Below are 16,508 nucleotides of genomic sequence, written 5' to 3'. Positions count from 1 at the left end.
AAACTATTTACCGGGAGAACTAATATGCTGAAAAAATTTATACCCTGCATATATTTACACAACGGAAATGCTGTTGCATCTTTGGAAAATGCAGATGTTATTTCACAGTCACCTGTTATGCTTGCAGAGAAATATGATGATGACGATTGTGATGCTATAATCATTTTTGATATGTCAGAGGGTGATGCAGAGCATGAAGAATCACTTGATATCATAAAGGAAATATGCAGTGTGGTTTCCTGTGATGTATATGGCGCAGGAAATGTTAAACGTATGGAGGATATCAAAAAACTTCTCTATGCAGGTTGCAAAAAGGCTTGCCTCAATTTTTCCAAACAGGGCAATATTGATATTTTGCAGGAAGTATCAGAGAAATTCGGCAAGGATAAAATATGTATATGCTATACTGAGACAGATAAGATATCAGCTTACGATGAACTCATAAAAAAATATGCTGATGAACTGATTCTTCTTAACAGTTCTGAAATAAAGAAAACCTTTGCAATTGAATTGCCAACTATATTATGCCTTCCTGATTTATCCCTTGATAAAATGATAGGACTGATGTCAGAGAAAAATGTCAGTGGTCTTTCAGGAAGAGCTATAAATGTCAATTCTTCGGAAATAAGAAATATGAAAAATATCTGTGCCGAGAATGATCTTGCTGTCAATCGTATGCTCCCACAGTTTAAATGGGAAGATTTCAAGAAGAATTCCGATGGCATGGTTCCTGTAGTGGTTCAGGATTACAGAACAGATGCGGTTTTGATGGTTGCTTATTTTAACGAAGAATCATATAAGAAGACTCTCGAAACCGGTAAGATGACATATTTTAGCAGAAGTCGAAATGAACTTTGGCTTAAGGGAGAAACAAGCGGTCACTTCCAATATGTTAAGAAGCTGACAGCGGATTGTGATATGGACACTATACTAGCAAAGGTAAAACAGGTTGGTGTCGCATGCCATACCGGCAGCTATTCATGCTTCTTCAACGAAATCACCGGCAAAAAATATGCAGAGAAAAATCCTCAAAAGGTGCTCGACAGTGTATTTACCGTTATAAATGACAGAAAAACCAATCCAAGAGAAGGCTCTTACACCAATTACCTCTTCGATAAAGGATTGGATAAGATACTGAAAAAGGTCGGTGAGGAAAGTACCGAAATGGTCATCGCCGCAAAAAATAAAAATTCAAATGAACTCATTTACGAAATGGCTGATTTCCTGTATCATATGATGGTACTTATGGCAGAAAAAGATATTAGCTGGGAAGAAATAACCGATGAGCTCGCAAGGCGCTAAGGCCTTTTAATATCGATTATTTGAATTATTTCTCAATTGATGTCTTTTATAAATCTTTCGAGGTGTAATTTGAACGAAAAATTAGCATTATCAGATGAAATCCTTCTTAGCATCAGTAAACCCGAGCGCTATATCGGCGGCGAGGTTAACAGTGCTGTGAAGGATTTATCTGACATTAAAATCAGATTTGCATTCTGTTTCCCTGATGTGTACGAAATAGGCATGTCACATTTGGGAATTCAGATTCTTTACGGTTTATTCAACGAATATGAAGATGTATGGTGTGAGCGGGTATTTTCTCCCTGGTCCGATATGGACAGTATCATGAGAGAAAATGACATCCCGCTTTTTGCTTTGGAATCACAGGATCCCATAAAGGGTTTTGATTTCCTTGGATTTACACTTCAATACGAGATGTGTTATACAAACATACTTCAGGTTCTTGATCTTTCAGGAGTCGCGATATATTCAAAGGACAGAACCTGGGATGATCCTATAGTTATTGGCGGTGGCCCTTGTTCATATAATCCGGAGCCTATAGCAGATTTCTTTGACCTTTTCTATATCGGTGAAGGAGAAACGAAATACAGAGAGCTTTTTGATTTATACGAAAAAGCAAAGTATGAAGGCTTATCAAGAGAGGAATTCTTATTCCAATGCTCTCAAATTAATGGCATCTATGTTCCTTCTTTATACGATATCAGCTACAAAGAGGACGGGACAATTAAAGCTATAACTCCTGTCAGAGAGGGCGTTCCTTCCGTAGTAAAAAAAGAACTATGCCTGGACCTCACAAATGCGTATTATCCAATGAAGCCTGTTATGCCTTTTATCAGAGTAACTCAGGACAGAGTAGTAATGGAGGTTATGAGAGGCTGCATCAGAGGCTGCAGATTCTGCCAGGCGGGGCAATTATACAGGCCTCTTCGTGAAAGAGATGTAAAGAAACTGAAAGAATACGCAATTACATTACTTAAGAATACAGGCTACGAAGAAATATCCTTAAGCTCACTCAGCACAAGTGACTACACAGGATTAAATGAGCTTTTGGAATTCCTGATTGATTACTGTAACGAGCATAAAGTTAATATATCATTGCCTTCCCTTAGAATTGATGCATTTTCTCTTGATGTAATGAGCAAGGTTCAGGATGTTAAGAAATCCTCACTTACATTTGCTCCTGAGGCCGGATCTCAAAGGATGAGAAATGTAATTAATAAAGGGCTTACTGAAGAGGATATATTACGAGGAGCTCATGAAGCTTTTGTTGGCGGATGGAATAAGGTTAAGCTTTATTTCATGCTTGGCCTTCCCGGAGAGACTCCTGAAGATATAGAAGGGATAGGAGATATAGCCAATAAAATTGCTGTTGAGTATTTCGAGACAGTTCCTAAGGAGAAGAGAAACGGAAGAACAATTGAAATCGTAGCAAGTACGTCTTTCTTTGTCCCAAAGCCCTTTACTCCTTTCCAATGGGCTTCTATGAATACCAAGGAAGAATTCCTTGATAAGGCAAGTATTACCAGAAAAGGTATAATGGCTCAGCTTAACCAGAAGCATATAAAGTATAACTGGCACGAGGCTGATGCCAGCATGCTTGAAGGTATACTGGCTCGCGGTGACAGAAAGCTATCGACAGTTATTTATAATGTATATAAAAGAGGCTGCATTTTTGATGCCTGGAGCGAACATTTTAAAAATGATATCTGGCTGGAAGAAATGGAAAAAGCTTCTCTTGATCCCATGTTCTATGTAAAAAGAGAGCGAACAAAGGATGAAATTCTCCCCTGGGATATGATAGATTGCGGAGTGTCCAAAGAATTTTTATGGCGAGAATGGGAAAACTCCAAAAAAGGCGTTGTATCTCCGAATTGCAGACAGTCATGTATGGGATGTGGCGGCGCAAATTACGGTGTAGGTATTTGTTTTCAGCCTAAAACCGGTGTTAATTAAAGGTACTGACAAATTATGGTAAAACTACGATTAAAATTTTCAAAATATGGTCCGATAAGGTTTCTTGGTCATCTGGATGTCATGAGATATGTCCAAAAAGCTATAAGACGTGCTGAAATAGATATTAAATACAGTGAAGGCTACAGCCCTCATCAGATTCTTTCTTTTGCACAGCCTCTTAGTGTCGGTTCCACAACCGATGGTGATTATATGGACATGACCGTACTTAGCTGTAAGTCACCCGAAGCTGTTATGGATTCTTTAAACAATGCAATGAATGAAGGCATTGTAATAACGGCTATCAGTGAACTGCCGGAGAAATCCGTAAATGCCATGACGAGTGTAGCTGCCGCTGAATATGTTATCTCATTCAGAGATGGAAAAGTCCCTGAGTTTAATCTAGAAAGTACTTTCAGAAGTTTCATGGAACAGAATGAAATTTTAGCTACAAAAAAGACTAAAAATGGTGAGAAGGAAATAAATATCAAGCCACTGATTTATGATTATGAGATACTTCCGGGAAATCAGATACATGTCCTTGTATCTGCCGGCAGTTCAAGTAATTTAAAAGCATCTCTTTTAACTGAATCGCTGTTTTCATTTGCAGGAGAGGAGATGAAGCCGTTTGCTGCCGTTTATCACAGACTTGAAACCTACCTTTCCGGTAATGATGAAAAAGGTTACTTTATTCAGCCTATGATTCCGCAGAAAATTCCGGCTCTTTCTTTTGCTGCCACTAAGTCCTCCTCACAGGGAAAGCTTTATGTGTGAAATAATTATTACAAGATGGCACGGACATCTTTCAATGATCGGTATTCTAAATAATACAGTTCAGTCGCTGGATATTTTGGATTCCATTGACAGGACCGGCAATATATACGTCGGAAGAGTCGAGAATCTTGTATCCAATTTAAACGCTGCTTTTGTCAGGTTTGAAAACATTAAGGGAAAGCATAGTGTAGGATTTTTACCATTTAAAGCTATGCCTCCTGCACATATACTTAACAGAAACGCTGATTCATCTTCATTGAAAACCGGCGATATAGTTCTTGTCCAATTAAAAGTGGAAGAGCAAAAAACAAAACAGGCGAGGCTATCCGGTAAAATCGACCTTGATAGTTCTACTTTTGACGGTAATATCGATGATTTGATAAAGATTGCCAAAACAAGATGTGAGTACCAGATGATATCAGGTAATACCGGCCTTGTATCTGATGAAATTAGTACATTTGTATCTGATTTTATCAAAATTATTGATACTATTGATTCTGATGCCAATTGCGCAGAATCCTACAAAATTGTTACAGATATACGAGATATTTATGATGAACTGAGCGCTCATAATGTTGTATGTGAATATTATGATGAGGAAGAAAAAAGACTTCCTTTACAAATAAATTATAGTCTTTCCAGTAAAACAGATGATTTGTTTGGTAAGAAGGTCTGGCTGGATTCAGGAGCATTTCTGATAATAGAGCAGACTGAAACCCTTAATCTGATTGACATCAACTCAGGAAAAGCTACAAAAAAATCCGAGGATTTCTTTTTAAAACTTAATATGGAAGCTGCTGTTGAAGCTTATAGACAGATTAGGCTAAGAAATCTTTCGGGCATGATACTTATTGATTTCGTGTCAATGAAAAATGCCGACATGAATGAAAGACTTATCTCATTTATAAAGAATCTGATACAATCGGATCCAATGAATCTGACTTATATTGATTTGACAGGTCTTGGTATAATGGAGTTTACAAGACAAAAAAGAAAAAAATCTCTGAGAGAAACTATTGACATAAAAAATAAGTGATGTTATTATTTCAGAGTATGCCGCTTAACGAGGTCGAAGTGGATTAATTTTCCCACCATAGTTAGCGAGATTTGGAAAAAGGAGGTGCCTTATGTACGCAATTATTGTTACTGGTGGTAAGCAGTACAAGGTTTCCGAGGGCGACGTTATTCGTGTTGAGAAGCTTGACGTAGAAGCCGGAAAAGAAGTTACATTTGATAATGTTATTGCTGTAAGTGATGACAAGACTCTTAAGGTTGCTGGTGATGTAGCAGGCGCTAAAGTTAGTGCAACTGTTATGGAACAGGGCAAGGGCAAGAAGGTTATCGTTTACAAGTACAAGTCTAAGACAGGTTATCACAAGAAGAACGGTCACAGACAGTGCTTCACAAGCGTAAAGATTGATAAGATTTCTCTTTAATCTTGTGTTTTTTGAGTGTTTGCAGATATGACAAATATCATTATTCGTAAAAATACGGATGGCGAGTACAAGGGCTTTAAGCTTGAAGGACATGCCGGTTCCGGTGAATATGGCAAAGATATAGTATGTGCAGCAATTTCCATGCTATCTATTAATACTGTCAATTCTCTTGAAAAATTTACAGATGATGTTTTTACCTGTGATGCTAATCCTGAGAAGGGTTACATTGAAGTGCAAGCAGAGAATGGTTTCTCTGAGGAGGGCGAATTATTGATGAAGTCCTTCGAGCTTGGAATTACAGGTGTCTACAAACAGTATGGTAATGAGTTTTTGAACATTAAATTCGAGGAGGTGTAAGTCATGTTGAATATGGACCTTCAATTTTTTGCTCATAAGAAGGGAGTCGGATCCACAAAGAATGGTCGTGATTCCGAGTCAAAGCGTCTTGGAGCAAAGAGAGCTGACGGACAATTCGTAAAGGCTGGAAATATTTTATACAGACAGCGCGGCACTCATATTCATCCCGGTGTGAACGTTGGTATCGGTAAGGATGATACTCTGTTTGCACTTATCGATGGTGTGCTTCGTTTCGAGCGCAAAGGCCGCGATAAGAAGCAGGCTAGCGTTTATGCTGTAGAGAAGTAATCAGTATCGTTTTGTATTGAGCTCCAAACATATTTTGTTTGGAGCTCTTTTTCTTAGAATCCCCGTTGTTTTTATATAATTTATTTAGGAGATTATAATGCCTGCATTTGTTGATAGAGCAAGAATATTTGTAAAAAGCGGAAAAGGCGGAGATGGCCACGTATCCTTCAGAAGAGAAAAATTTGTTGCCAATGGTGGTCCCGATGGCGGAGACGGCGGAAAAGGTGGAGATGTTATTGTTAAAGTTGATCTTGGAATTAATACTCTCTCAGATTTCCATTATGGCGGCAAATATAAAGCAGAAAACGGTGAAGATGGCGGAAAGAGAAGATGTCACGGCAAACAAGGCTCTGATATCATTATTAAGGTACCCCAGGGTACAGTAATTAAAGAAGCTGAGAGCGGTAAAGTCATTGTCGATATGTCCGGCGAAACCACTGAGTTTGTTTTACTTAAAGGTGGTCGCGGCGGTAATGGTAATATGCATTATGCAACCAGTACAATGCAGGCGCCGAGATATGCTCAGCCCGGCCAACCCTCCAAAGAACTTGAAATATTACTTGAGCTGAAAATGATAGCAGATGTAGGACTTGTTGGTTTCCCCAATGTTGGTAAATCGACGTTTTTAACAAAAGTATCTAACGCTAAGCCCAAAGTAGCAAACTATCATTTCACAACATTAACCCCTATTCTGGGTGTTGTAAGTTTAAATGATGCAAGAGGCTTTGTTGTAGCAGATATTCCCGGACTTATCGAGGGCGCCGCCGATGGAGCAGGTCTCGGACATGAATTTTTGCGCCACATTGAGCGTACAAGGATGATGATTCATGTTGTAGATGCTGCAGGAACAGAAGGGCGGGATCCCTTTGAAGATATAGAAGCCATAAATAATGAACTTGCAAAATACAATGCCGATATTACCAAGAAAACACAGGTAATAGCAGCAAATAAGATTGACATGCTTCCTGATGGAGAAGACTCTGAGATAATTCAAAAACTAAGAGAAAAATTTGAGCCACAGGGTGTAAAGGTATTTGCAACGTCAACGTTAACTGGCAAAGGCATTAATGAACTGTTATACTATATAAGTAGAGAACTTGACAAACTTGGTGATGATACTGTCGTATTTAAAAGTGAGTATGATCCCGAGGTTGAACTCAAGGTAGAAAATGAGTCCTTCACTGTTGAATATGATTCAAAAGCTAAGGAATATGTAATAGAAGGACCAAAGATTGAAAAAATGCTTGGATATACTAACCTTGATTCCGAAAAAGGTTTCGCATTTTTCCAGAATTTCCTTGTTGAGACAGGTATTCTCGATAAACTTGAAGAACTTGGTATACAGGAAGGTGATACCGTAAGAATGTACGGTAACAGTTTTGATTATTACAGAAATGCAGATACCGGCGATAATTCAGTCATGAATGATGCCGAAATGCAAGATGATGATATAGATATTGATATGGAGGACAATGATGAATTTAACGAGTAAACAGCGCGCTTACTTAAAAGGGTTAGCCATGAATCTGGAGCCTGTTTTTCAGATTGGCAAGTCAGCAGTAACTCCCGAAGTAACTGAAGCAGTTTCCGAATGTTTTAATAATAAAGAGCTTATAAAGGGTTCTATTTTAAAGAATTGTACAGATGATGTTAAAGAGGTGGCAAATACTGTTGCTGACAGAACCAGATCAACACTCGTTCAGGTAATCGGTCGCAAATTTGTGTTATACAAGCCTTTTCATGAAAATCCTGAAATCAAGCTTCCTAAATAAGTAATATGTATTAAAATTTGGCCCTGTTATCATAAAGGCTACAATACTAAAAACAATTTTACAGCGAGGTTATTACTATGGCAGGCAGAAAAATCGGAATATTAGGCGGAACGTTTGATCCTATTCATCATGTTCATCTTATTCTTGGCGAAGCAGCAAGAGAGCAGTTTGGCCTGGACAGGATTATCTTTATTCCCAGTGGGTGTTCATATATGAAAGATACCTCTTCCATAACCCCCGGTGAGCTTAGATATCAGATGGTTAAGCTTGCAATTGAAAATAATCCTTATTTTACCTGCTCTCGAATTGAGATTGATCGTGAAGGTAATAGTTATACTATTGATACCTTACGTGAGCTTAAGAAGATGTATCCCGGCGATGAGATATATCTGATACTCGGCGGTGATACTTTCAGATCAATTGAAAGCTGGTATGAAAGTGAAGAGATTTTCAAAAACTGCATTATTCTGGCTGCTGTAAGAGACAATATGTCTATAGAAGATATGGATAAGCAGAGACGCCATCTGCACGATACATATGGTGCTGATGTCAGAATTCTCTCATTTAAGAATCTTGATTTATCAAGCAGTGACATCAGAGCTCGTATGAAAACCGGCAGATCGGTAAGATATCTTCTTCCGGATTCTGTTATTGAGTTTGCATGCCTGAAGAATATATTCAATGGAATCCCCGTAGATAATGATACCGATGATGTAAAAATATATAATGGTTGATTCATTACCTGACATTACATTATGAAGATTATTGATATTTCACACAAATTCCGAAAAGAAATGAAGCTTGTACTCAATGCGGATCGTTTTGACCACACATTGGGAGTAGCTTATACAGCTGCAAATATGGCCGCTGTACATGATGTTTCTATTGAAAAGGCTCTTATCGCAGGATATTTACATGACTGTGCTAAAAACCTCGATCATGAAGAGCAAATTAAAATCTGCAAAAAGTACGAAGTTGATATTTCCGAAGTAGAAAGAAGAAATCCATCTCTTATTCATGCTAAAGCAGGTATGTGTCTGGCAGAGCACAGATATGGTATCGATGACAAAGAGATTTTATCAGCTATAAGGTGGCATACTACCGGACACCCGGGAATGACGGACCTTGAAAAAATCGTATTCATCGCAGATTTTATAGAACCGAACAGAAAACCGCTTGAACATATGAGCGAAATTCGTAAAGAAGCATATAAAAATCTCGACAAATGTATGCTTTATATATTAAGGGATACGCTTAACTATTTAAAAAACATTGATAAAGAATGCGATCCCATGACTCAGGACACTTATGATTATTATTTAAAAAAGGACAGGATGAACAATGAGTGAACACACAATTGAAAATTCAAAAAATATGGTCAAGATAGCTGTTGAGGCTATAGAAAATACAAAGGGCTCCGATATTGAAATTATCGATATCAGTGAAGTTTCATCACTTGGTGATTATTTCATAGTTGCAAGTGGTTCAAACAGATCTCAGATCCAAGCTATGGCTGATAAAGTTGAAGAGGCCCTTGGCAGAGCAGGCTATGAGAAAAAGGATGTAGAAGGTTATGAGAGTGCTTTTTGGATTCTTCAGGACTTCGGAGACATAATTGTTCACATATTTGATCAGGAAAACAGATTATTCTATGATCTTGAGAGAATATGGCGAGACGGAAAGCATATTACTAAAGATGAGCTGTAATTAGTTAAGGAGTAGATATTTATGAAAATATCTACTCCTTCTTTTTTATCAATATTAAATGACCTAATCGAGGATTTGCATTTGTAAATACAAATCAAAAATATCAATAAAGCCTTAAAACGCCAAATACTCTTCCCAGAATCTCGCAATCATCGACAATTATAGGTTCCATAGTATCGTTCTCAGGCTGAAGTCTTATATGTCCCTTTTCTTTATAAAAAGTTTTAACAGTTGCTGAATCATCTATAAGGGCAACAATCTGTTCACCATTCCTGGCTGTATCACAAGCTTCAACAAAAATACGATCACCATTAAAAATGCCGGCATTTATCATAGAGTCACCTTTAACATTGAGTATAAACATTTGCCCTTTAGGACACATCTCAGCCGGAATAGGGAAGTAGCTGTCAATATTCTGCTCTGCAAGAATAGGAGTTCCCGCAGCAACCTGACCGACAACAGGAATATTAACCATCTCAGTTCGAATCATATTGAATGAATCGTCACAAATTTCAATTGTACGAGGCTTGGTAGGATCTCTTTTTATATATCCGTTTTTCTCAAGTGTTTCAAGATGAGAGTGGACAGAAGAGGTTGATTTCAGATGTACTGTCTCACAAATTTCTCTTACTGTCGGCGGATAGCCTTTCTCCAGAATCTTATCCTTGATAAAATCCAATATTTCTTGCTGTTTTGCGCTAATTCTTCTTTTTTCCATGATAATCCTCCATAAAAATTCAGAACCTATGTTCAGTTTAGCATAAAAAAAGAATTATAGCAAACATATATTCGCTGTACGTTTTATTGGACAGGGGATGGATTATTATGAATACATAAAGAAATTGCATTAATCACAAAACACCCACATTACTGTGAGTGTCCTGCGATTTTCTTATGAGGGGGAGATAGTGTGATTTAGTTCATCAACTATCTTGATTAAATAATACTTTATAAATATGAACAAAATATGAACTCAAACGAATGATTTCTTTAAGATTATTTTGTTCTCAATTTCAGAACAAATGTGCGAATTTATTGTTGACAAGAGAATAAATGTTCGATATATTTATTTCAGAACAATTGTTCGTAACGTTTGTTCGCATTCGGAGGTAACAAGATGAGAGAAGTGGTTGTTGGTGGTAAAACTTATAGTTATTCAGAGAACTGTGAGAAGAGCTTTGTTCGTTCCATGAATAATAAGAAGAGAAGAGAGATACAGCTTCGCAGAAGAGTTGTTACATTTTGTGTTTCTGTTTCTGTAATCATTTTCCTTGCTCTCATTCTTTCATTCTCATTTAAATCTGACGCAAGTAGCAGTGATGATCATCAGCAATATCGTTATTATTCTTCCGTATCAATAGCTTCCGGTGATTCAGTATATTCGATAGCTGAGAAATATATGGACTACCTTCATTACAGAGATATAAATGAACTTGCTCATGACATCGCTTCAATCAACAGAATATCGACAAATACTGATCTTGTAGCAGGTTCTAAAATATTTGTTCCTTATTATGATGATTTCATAAAATAAAAAGAAAAAACGGAAACTACATTTTAAATAATAGTATCGAAAAATACAGTATAAAATATATAACTTTTGCCAATAGCATTTTACGCTCATATATTGCATTATTATTGCAGATAATATTGTTTAATTTTATGGAGGTAACTTATGCTATTCCAACTTTATGGCTCAAGTGCTGCGTCACAACTCATTGGATGGGTTCTTGTCTTCGCGGGCCTTATTCTTATGAACGAGATTGGTAGAAGAACAAAAGCTGGTGGAATCCTGGTTTTTGTAATTATCCCAACAATCCTCACAGTTTATTTTATTGCTGCACATCTTGGTATGTTTGGAGGTGCGAGCAATCCTACAGTAGCTTATATGGACGGTTGGTTCCATTATTTCAAACTTTACGCTGCTGATATAGGATGTGTAGGCTTCATGATGATCAAGTACAAGTGGGGCATTGGCAAAGAAAAATGGTTTGCCTGGTTCCCTTGGTTCATCGTTGCAGCTAACATCATGATCGCAAATGTTTCTGATATGGAGTCAGCTCTTGCTGCATTTAATATCACAGGTAACCTTTCCGGTGCATGGTGGGCATCTAACGAAGGTGTATTCATCTACGGTGGATGGTGGAACGTTGTTAACGCTCTTGCAGGTATGATCAATATCTTCTGTATGACAGGTGTTGTTCATCTTTACACGTCTAAGGACAGAAATAAGTCAGATATGCTTTGGCCTGATATGACCGTTTGGTTTATCCTTGCTTATGATGTATGGAACTTTGAGTATACATACCTCAATCTTCCTACACACACCTGGTATTGCGGCGTTGCACTTCTTCTTGCACCTACTTTTGCAAATGCATTTTGGAACAAGGGTGCATGGATTCAGAACAGAGCTAATACACTTGCTATCTGGTGTATGTGGGCTCAGGTAGTTCCCGGATTCCAGCTTTGGAGTAAGTTTGCGGCAGCACTTCCTACAGTATACGGTGGTGCTACAGCTAATAACATTACTACAATGGATCTTTATTCAAAGGCAATTGAGCTTTACAATTCAGGAGCAGGTAAAACAGCACAGGCAGGAGAAATCATTTCATCTATGGGCATTACCGCAGATCCCAGAATGCAGGGGTTTGTTGCTATTCTCTCAATAACAATCAATGTTATTTGCATAGTAGAGATTATTAAGAGAGCAGTAAAACTTGGTAAGAATCCTTACTCAAATAATGTATTTGAAGATACTAAGGATTTCCAGCTTGCTATGGATCGTGCTGAGAAGGCGTAAATATTTATATCGCGCTTATAATTGAGGTTTTTTATGCACGAACTTGGTGTAGTATTTCATATTATTGATGATCTTAAAGAGGTCGCAGAAGAAAACAAAATTGAAAAAATTGAGAAGGTTACAATTGAACTTGGTGAAGTTTCAACCGTAATTCCTCACTTTTTGACTGACTGTTGGAAGTGGGCTTCAGAAAAACAGGATTTTATTAAAGATACAGAACTTTTAATCGAAACAATTCCTGCGATAACTGAGTGTCAGGATTGCAAGAAGCAATATGGAACCGTTGCCCACGGAAGAATATGTCCCTTTTGCGGCAGTGAACACACATATCTTGTACAGGGAAATGAATTTCTAATAAAAGAAATAGAAGTACAGGAATGATTGCAAAATTAATATATTTTAGCGAAAAACTCAGCTTATATCCCTGATATAAGTTGAGTTTTTTTAATCTATTGCGTTTTTTGTATTTTTTTCTTATACATTTTTAATGACAACATAGGATTTTTATTATAAAATGTATGCATGTTGCATAATACAAAACTAGGTAAGGGGGTATTCATAGCCATGGCAACTAAGGAGAAGAGAAATGTTATTGTTGGACAGTCAGGAGGACCTACAGCTGCAATCAATTCCTCACTTGCAGGTGTTTATCGTACAGCTATAGATCGTGGATACAAGAAGGTTTACGGAATGATCCATGGTGTTCAGGGTCTTATGGAAGGTCGTTATGTTGATCTTGCAGAGCACATTAAGACAGGTCTTGATGCTGAGCTCTTAAAGAGAACACCTTCGGCTTATCTTGGCTCATGTCGTTATAAGCTTCCGGAAATATTCGAAAGCAAAGAGACATATGAGAAGATTTTCCAGATACTTACTGATTTGGAAATCGATTGCTTTATTTATATCGGTGGTAATGACTCAATGGATACCATCAAAAAGCTTTCCGATTATGCAATTATTTCGGGATCTACAGTAAGATTTGTAGGATGTCCCAAAACAATTGATAATGACCTTGCACTTACTGATCACACACCCGGATATGGCTCTGCAGCAAAGTACATTGGTACTTCCGTAAAAGAGATTATTCGTGATGGTTGGAGTCTTGAGACCGAGCACGGTCAGGTTGTTATCGTTGAAATCATGGGTAGAAATGCGGGCTGGCTTACAGGTTCAGCTGCTCTTTCAAGAGGAGAGGACTGTGATGGTCCTGATGCAATCTATCTTCCCGAGCTTCCTTTTGACGTTAAGAAGTTCATAGATAAAGTCAGAAAACTCCTTAAAGAGAAAGCCAATGTCGTTATTGCAATCTCTGAGGGTATTCATGATAAAGATGGTAAATATATCAGCGAGTATGACAACGGCGTTGAATATGTAGACGCATTTGGACATAAGCAGCTTACAGGTACTGCAAGATATCTTTGCACAGTTCTTTCAACAGAAATCGGTTGTAAAACAAGAGCTATTGAACTTTCAACTCTTCAGAGAGCTGCAAGCCACTGTGCTTCACGTGTGGATATTCTTGAAGCATATGAGGTTGGCGGTGCTGCTATGAAGGCTGCTGATGAAGGTGACAGCGGTAAGATGGTTGTTATCGAGAGACTTTCAGATGATCCTTATCAGGCAGGAACAGAGGTTAAGGATGTTCATAAGATTGCAAATGATGAACGTCTTGTTCCCAGAGAATGGATAAATAAAGAAGGTACATATGTAACTGATGAGTTTATTACTTATGTTCGTCCTCTTATCCAGGGTGATGTTGGACCGATCATGGTAGATGGTATTCCGAGACATCTTTTCGTACCCGGATTCCAGGAACTCTTATAATATCTTCAATATTGACAATAATCTGTGTTACACCACTGTTATTGGGGGAGGGAGCTGCCTAATATTAGGCAGCTCCTGTTTATAATTAATCGGATAATTTGCATAAAAAATATATTATTTCAATATATTTTGCTAAATTTGTACTTTAATTATGCACAATTTGATATAATATATATATATAAGGAAACTTGTTTTTGAAGGGAGAGTAATTATGTGGACAAATTCACTACTTAAACAAAACGGTAAGCTCAACATGAAAAAGAACTACTGGTATTGTGTTGTGGCTTCAGTGGTGCTTGGCATTTGTGTAGGCGGAAGCTCAGGCGGATCAGCTTATAACAGTACCCAGAATAGTGCCAGCTCAAGCGGATCATGGATTTCCGAAATTGATCCCGCAATTATAACAGCAATTTTGGGAGCTGCAGGAATAGCTATTGTTATCGGTATCATTATTAAGATTGCTTTGTTCAACCCCCTTGAAGTAGGATGCCAGAAGTTCTTTATAATGAACCGCGTTGAACCCAAGGCTGAACTTGGCTATTTAGCATTTGGTCTTAAGAATAACTGGAAGAATGTTGTAAAGACCATGTTTCTTACTCATTTATTTCTGGCCCTGTGGACTTTATTGTTTATTATCCCCGGAATAATAAAAGGCTATTCATACAGGCTCGTTCCATATATCATGGCTGAAAATCCTGATATGGACTCCAATGATGCCATTACACTTTCAAGATCTATGATGAATGGTCAAAAAATGAATGCATTTATTTATGATCTTTCCTTCCTTGGCTGGATAATTTTAACACTCTTTACATGCGGTATACTTGGTATTTTCTATGTTGGCCCTTACAAAGCATGTTCGGATGCAGAGCTTTATACAGCAATTAAAGAGAATTATAATCCGCAGAATACAGTATTACAGTAAAAGCTTAAGATAATATTAATTTTTCTGGCCTGTACTTTTGTGCAGGCCATTTTAGTGCGATAATATTATATATATTTATTTTGGGAACTATTATGAACACGAGAATTAAAAGATACATTTTTTTAATATTTCTATTTTGGGGATTCTTTTTTGCATGCCCTTTTTCAGAAAAACTAAGTACATCACTACATGTCAGTGCCGCCAGTGATAACAAGCTGTATGTCGGATCAAAAGCCAGATATTTCACAAAGACTGTTCTTCCTAATGAAGAATTCAAAATTACGGTTTATGACAATCGTCAAAAGCTCAGCACAAAAGGCTTAAAATTTAAATCGAGTAAACCATCTGTTGCAACAATAGATAAAAATGGAAATATCGTTGCTCATAACATAGGAACCACAACAATACAGATTAAGAGAAACCATCATCTTTTTGCCACTTTAACCGTTAAAGTAAAAGAAAGCATCCCAAGAATTCTGTTTATAGGTGATTCACGTTCGGTTTATATGTTCAATGTAAAAAACAATGAATTGTGCGGTGATGTCAGGAATGGAATGTTTGTTTATGCCAGAAGCGGAGCTCAGCATGATTACATAGACGAGGTCCTTAACGAAGTTGATCCCGATTCTTATGATGTAGTCGTTTCATGGATGGGGGCTAATGACAGAGGAAATTTTGGAGTTTATCGCAAATATTATAACGAACTGCTAAAAATGAAAAAGAAGCTTATTCTATGTACTGTTGGTCCCGTAAAGGATGCATATCTTGATGAAATAGGTCTTATATGTTTTACAAACAATTTAATGGTACATTATAACAAAGGTCTGAAAAAATGGGCCAAGAAAAACAATGTAGCAACAATCGATTTGTATAATTATATAGTAAAAAAGAATTTAAGAGTTGATACAAGAGACGGCGTTCATTATCTTCCACGTCCCACTAAGAGTATTTGGAAATTTATTTTAAAGAAATTACCAAATTTATAATAGCTATTTACTTCCACATGCCATACAATGGTATGTGGAATTTTTATACATAATAATTTCTGGCTCTTCTGGCATGAGTGTGGTTAGTTAAATACGCTGAAGTCCTCATGCCATGCGGCTTAAGCGTACTTTACACGGTTGCGATTTGGTAACGGTATTTTCAGGTCAGAACAGTATAGCAAAACCATATCGATCATACTGTCTACGTCCCTGAATCCATACGCCTTCCGGATAAGCAATTTTATCTTGTTGTTGGTTGCCTCAATGCGGGCATTGGTCACACCAAGCTCGATAGTGTTAAGGATATGATCCTTGTGGCGCATGATCTTTCTCTGCAGCTCCACAAACACCGGGATCCTACAGTGCCTTGCCCATTTGACCCATGCG

20 protein-coding genes are annotated in these 16,508 nt (G+C 37.5%); 18 read left to right on the top strand and 2 right to left on the bottom strand.

The features are described 5' to 3' along the window. Positions 1–24: 24 nt before the first annotated feature. The 12 genes from hisIE to rsfS all read left to right on the top strand — a co-directional run bounded on the left by hisIE (position 25) and on the right by rsfS (position 9,586). On the top strand, positions 25–1,302 hold the full coding sequence (hisIE, locus tag BLR42_RS03655) for a bifunctional phosphoribosyl-AMP cyclohydrolase/phosphoribosyl-ATP diphosphatase HisIE (protein ID WP_091866748.1): 1,278 nt from the start codon (positions 25–27) through the stop codon (positions 1,300–1,302). A gap of 39 nt (positions 1,303–1,341) precedes the next feature. Continuing rightward, entirely contained in the window at positions 1,342–3,255 is a 1,914-nt protein-coding gene (locus tag BLR42_RS03650) for a TIGR03960 family B12-binding radical SAM protein (protein WP_091866746.1), read from the top strand. A gap of 15 nt (positions 3,256–3,270) precedes the next feature. Then, entirely contained in the window at positions 3,271–4,026 is a 756-nt protein-coding gene (locus tag BLR42_RS03645) for a TIGR03936 family radical SAM-associated protein (protein ID WP_091866744.1), read from the top strand. Continuing rightward, the gene (locus tag BLR42_RS03640; RefSeq protein ID WP_091866742.1) at positions 4,019–5,062 is read left to right on the top strand and encodes a ribonuclease E/G; all 1,044 of its coding nucleotides are present in this window, start codon (positions 4,019–4,021) and stop codon (positions 5,060–5,062) included. Before BLR42_RS03645 ends, BLR42_RS03640 begins: the two co-directional genes overlap by 8 nt. A 91-nt stretch (positions 5,063–5,153) precedes the next feature. Further along, positions 5,154–5,462: a 50S ribosomal protein L21 gene (gene rplU / locus BLR42_RS03635; protein WP_022759963.1), complete on the top strand. Its 309-nt coding sequence runs from the start codon at positions 5,154–5,156 to the stop codon at positions 5,460–5,462. A gap of 27 nt (positions 5,463–5,489) precedes the next feature. Continuing rightward, on the top strand, positions 5,490–5,819 hold the full coding sequence (locus BLR42_RS03630; protein WP_091866740.1) for a ribosomal-processing cysteine protease Prp: 330 nt from the start codon (positions 5,490–5,492) through the stop codon (positions 5,817–5,819). Between the two features lie 3 nt (positions 5,820–5,822). Then, positions 5,823–6,107, top strand: coding sequence for a 50S ribosomal protein L27 (gene rpmA, locus BLR42_RS03625; RefSeq protein ID WP_022759965.1), 285 nt, complete (start codon positions 5,823–5,825; stop codon positions 6,105–6,107). 97 nt (positions 6,108–6,204) lie between these two features. Further along, complete coding sequence (gene obgE, locus BLR42_RS03620) at positions 6,205–7,599, top strand: GTPase ObgE (RefSeq protein ID WP_091866738.1); 1,395 nt, start codon at positions 6,205–6,207, stop codon at positions 7,597–7,599. Then, positions 7,583–7,879, top strand: coding sequence for a ribosome assembly RNA-binding protein YhbY (yhbY, locus tag BLR42_RS03615; protein WP_022759967.1), 297 nt, complete (start codon positions 7,583–7,585; stop codon positions 7,877–7,879). The genes obgE and yhbY overlap by 17 nt, the downstream gene beginning before the upstream one ends. Before the next feature lie 77 nt (positions 7,880–7,956). Continuing rightward, positions 7,957–8,613 carry a nicotinate-nucleotide adenylyltransferase gene (nadD, locus tag BLR42_RS03610; RefSeq protein WP_091866736.1) on the top strand — a complete coding sequence of 219 codons (657 nt, stop codon included), beginning with the start codon at positions 7,957–7,959 and terminating at the stop codon, positions 8,611–8,613. Positions 8,614–8,634: 21 nt separating this feature from the next. Next, positions 8,635–9,228, top strand: a complete 594-nt coding sequence (yqeK, locus tag BLR42_RS03605) for a bis(5'-nucleosyl)-tetraphosphatase (symmetrical) YqeK (RefSeq protein ID WP_091866734.1) — start codon at positions 8,635–8,637, stop codon at positions 9,226–9,228. Further along, positions 9,221–9,586, top strand: coding sequence for a ribosome silencing factor (rsfS, locus tag BLR42_RS03600; protein ID WP_022759970.1), 366 nt, complete (start codon positions 9,221–9,223; stop codon positions 9,584–9,586). Before yqeK ends, rsfS begins: the two co-directional genes overlap by 8 nt. Before the next feature lie 103 nt (positions 9,587–9,689). Here rsfS and lexA read toward each other — a convergent pair whose 3' ends face one another. Beyond that, entirely contained in the window at positions 9,690–10,304 is a 615-nt protein-coding gene (lexA, locus tag BLR42_RS03595; RefSeq protein ID WP_091866732.1) for a transcriptional repressor LexA, read from the bottom strand. A gap of 399 nt (positions 10,305–10,703) precedes the next feature. Here lexA and BLR42_RS03590 point away from each other — a divergent pair, with 399 nt between their 5' ends. The 6 genes from BLR42_RS03590 (at position 10,704) to BLR42_RS03565 (ending at position 16,121) form a co-directional block, all read left to right on the top strand. Continuing rightward, positions 10,704–11,120: a LysM peptidoglycan-binding domain-containing protein gene (locus BLR42_RS03590; RefSeq protein WP_091866730.1), complete on the top strand. Its 417-nt coding sequence runs from the start codon at positions 10,704–10,706 to the stop codon at positions 11,118–11,120. A gap of 141 nt (positions 11,121–11,261) precedes the next feature. Continuing rightward, the gene (locus tag BLR42_RS03585) at positions 11,262–12,386 is read left to right on the top strand and encodes a DUF5692 family protein (protein ID WP_091866728.1); all 1,125 of its coding nucleotides are present in this window, start codon (positions 11,262–11,264) and stop codon (positions 12,384–12,386) included. A gap of 33 nt (positions 12,387–12,419) precedes the next feature. Next, complete coding sequence (locus BLR42_RS03580) at positions 12,420–12,767, top strand: hydrogenase maturation nickel metallochaperone HypA (RefSeq protein WP_022759974.1); 348 nt, start codon at positions 12,420–12,422, stop codon at positions 12,765–12,767. Between the two features lie 183 nt (positions 12,768–12,950). After that, positions 12,951–14,210 (top strand): 6-phosphofructokinase, encoded by a 1,260-nt coding sequence (locus BLR42_RS03575; protein ID WP_022759975.1) that lies wholly within the window; start codon positions 12,951–12,953, stop codon positions 14,208–14,210. Positions 14,211–14,421: 211 nt separating this feature from the next. Then, a complete protein-coding gene (locus BLR42_RS03570) occupies positions 14,422–15,135 on the top strand; it encodes a DUF975 family protein (protein WP_091866726.1) in 714 nt (237 codons plus the stop codon). A 92-nt stretch (positions 15,136–15,227) separates the two neighbouring features. Next, complete coding sequence (locus tag BLR42_RS03565) at positions 15,228–16,121, top strand: Ig-like domain-containing protein (RefSeq protein ID WP_091866724.1); 894 nt, start codon at positions 15,228–15,230, stop codon at positions 16,119–16,121. A gap of 119 nt (positions 16,122–16,240) precedes the next feature. On the opposite strand, the gene BLR42_RS03560 is transcribed toward BLR42_RS03565, so the two are convergent. Continuing rightward, positions 16,241–16,508, bottom strand: a 268-nt coding sequence (locus tag BLR42_RS03560) for a transposase (protein WP_139165099.1), incomplete at its 5' end; no start/stop codon positions are given.

It is taken from the genome of Butyrivibrio sp. INlla16, from assembly GCF_900104155.1.
Classification (GTDB): Bacteria; Bacillota; Clostridia; order Lachnospirales; family Lachnospiraceae; genus Butyrivibrio.
The sequence above is the reverse complement of the archived record's forward strand: the minus strand, read 5'-3'. Positions and strand labels throughout refer to the sequence as shown.

What these genes read in the sequence shown, in the direction of transcription:
- hisIE (WP_091866748.1), top strand. Translation starts at nt 25, where the DNA reads ATGCTGAAAAAATTTATACCCTGCATATATTTACACAACGGAAATGCT.
- BLR42_RS03650 (WP_091866746.1), top strand. Translation starts at nt 1,342, where the DNA reads ATGTCTTTTATAAATCTTTCGAGGTGTAATTTGAACGAAAAATTAGCA.
- BLR42_RS03645 (WP_091866744.1), top strand. Translation starts at nt 3,271, where the DNA reads ATGGTAAAACTACGATTAAAATTTTCAAAATATGGTCCGATAAGGTTT.
- BLR42_RS03640 (WP_091866742.1), top strand. Translation starts at nt 4,019, where the DNA reads ATGTGTGAAATAATTATTACAAGATGGCACGGACATCTTTCAATGATC.
- rplU (WP_022759963.1), top strand. Translation starts at nt 5,154, where the DNA reads ATGTACGCAATTATTGTTACTGGTGGTAAGCAGTACAAGGTTTCCGAG.
- BLR42_RS03630 (WP_091866740.1), top strand. Translation starts at nt 5,490, where the DNA reads ATGACAAATATCATTATTCGTAAAAATACGGATGGCGAGTACAAGGGC.
- rpmA (WP_022759965.1), top strand. Translation starts at nt 5,823, where the DNA reads ATGTTGAATATGGACCTTCAATTTTTTGCTCATAAGAAGGGAGTCGGA.
- obgE (WP_091866738.1), top strand. Translation starts at nt 6,205, where the DNA reads ATGCCTGCATTTGTTGATAGAGCAAGAATATTTGTAAAAAGCGGAAAA.
- yhbY (WP_022759967.1), top strand. Translation starts at nt 7,583, where the DNA reads ATGAATTTAACGAGTAAACAGCGCGCTTACTTAAAAGGGTTAGCCATG.
- nadD (WP_091866736.1), top strand. Translation starts at nt 7,957, where the DNA reads ATGGCAGGCAGAAAAATCGGAATATTAGGCGGAACGTTTGATCCTATT.
- yqeK (WP_091866734.1), top strand. Translation starts at nt 8,635, where the DNA reads ATGAAGATTATTGATATTTCACACAAATTCCGAAAAGAAATGAAGCTT.
- rsfS (WP_022759970.1), top strand. Translation starts at nt 9,221, where the DNA reads ATGAGTGAACACACAATTGAAAATTCAAAAAATATGGTCAAGATAGCT.
- lexA (WP_091866732.1), bottom strand. Translation starts at nt 10,304, where the DNA reads ATGGAAAAAAGAAGAATTAGCGCAAAACAGCAAGAAATATTGGATTTT.
- BLR42_RS03590 (WP_091866730.1), top strand. Translation starts at nt 10,704, where the DNA reads ATGAGAGAAGTGGTTGTTGGTGGTAAAACTTATAGTTATTCAGAGAAC.
- BLR42_RS03585 (WP_091866728.1), top strand. Translation starts at nt 11,262, where the DNA reads ATGCTATTCCAACTTTATGGCTCAAGTGCTGCGTCACAACTCATTGGA.
- BLR42_RS03580 (WP_022759974.1), top strand. Translation starts at nt 12,420, where the DNA reads ATGCACGAACTTGGTGTAGTATTTCATATTATTGATGATCTTAAAGAG.
- BLR42_RS03575 (WP_022759975.1), top strand. Translation starts at nt 12,951, where the DNA reads ATGGCAACTAAGGAGAAGAGAAATGTTATTGTTGGACAGTCAGGAGGA.
- BLR42_RS03570 (WP_091866726.1), top strand. Translation starts at nt 14,422, where the DNA reads ATGTGGACAAATTCACTACTTAAACAAAACGGTAAGCTCAACATGAAA.
- BLR42_RS03565 (WP_091866724.1), top strand. Translation starts at nt 15,228, where the DNA reads ATGAACACGAGAATTAAAAGATACATTTTTTTAATATTTCTATTTTGG.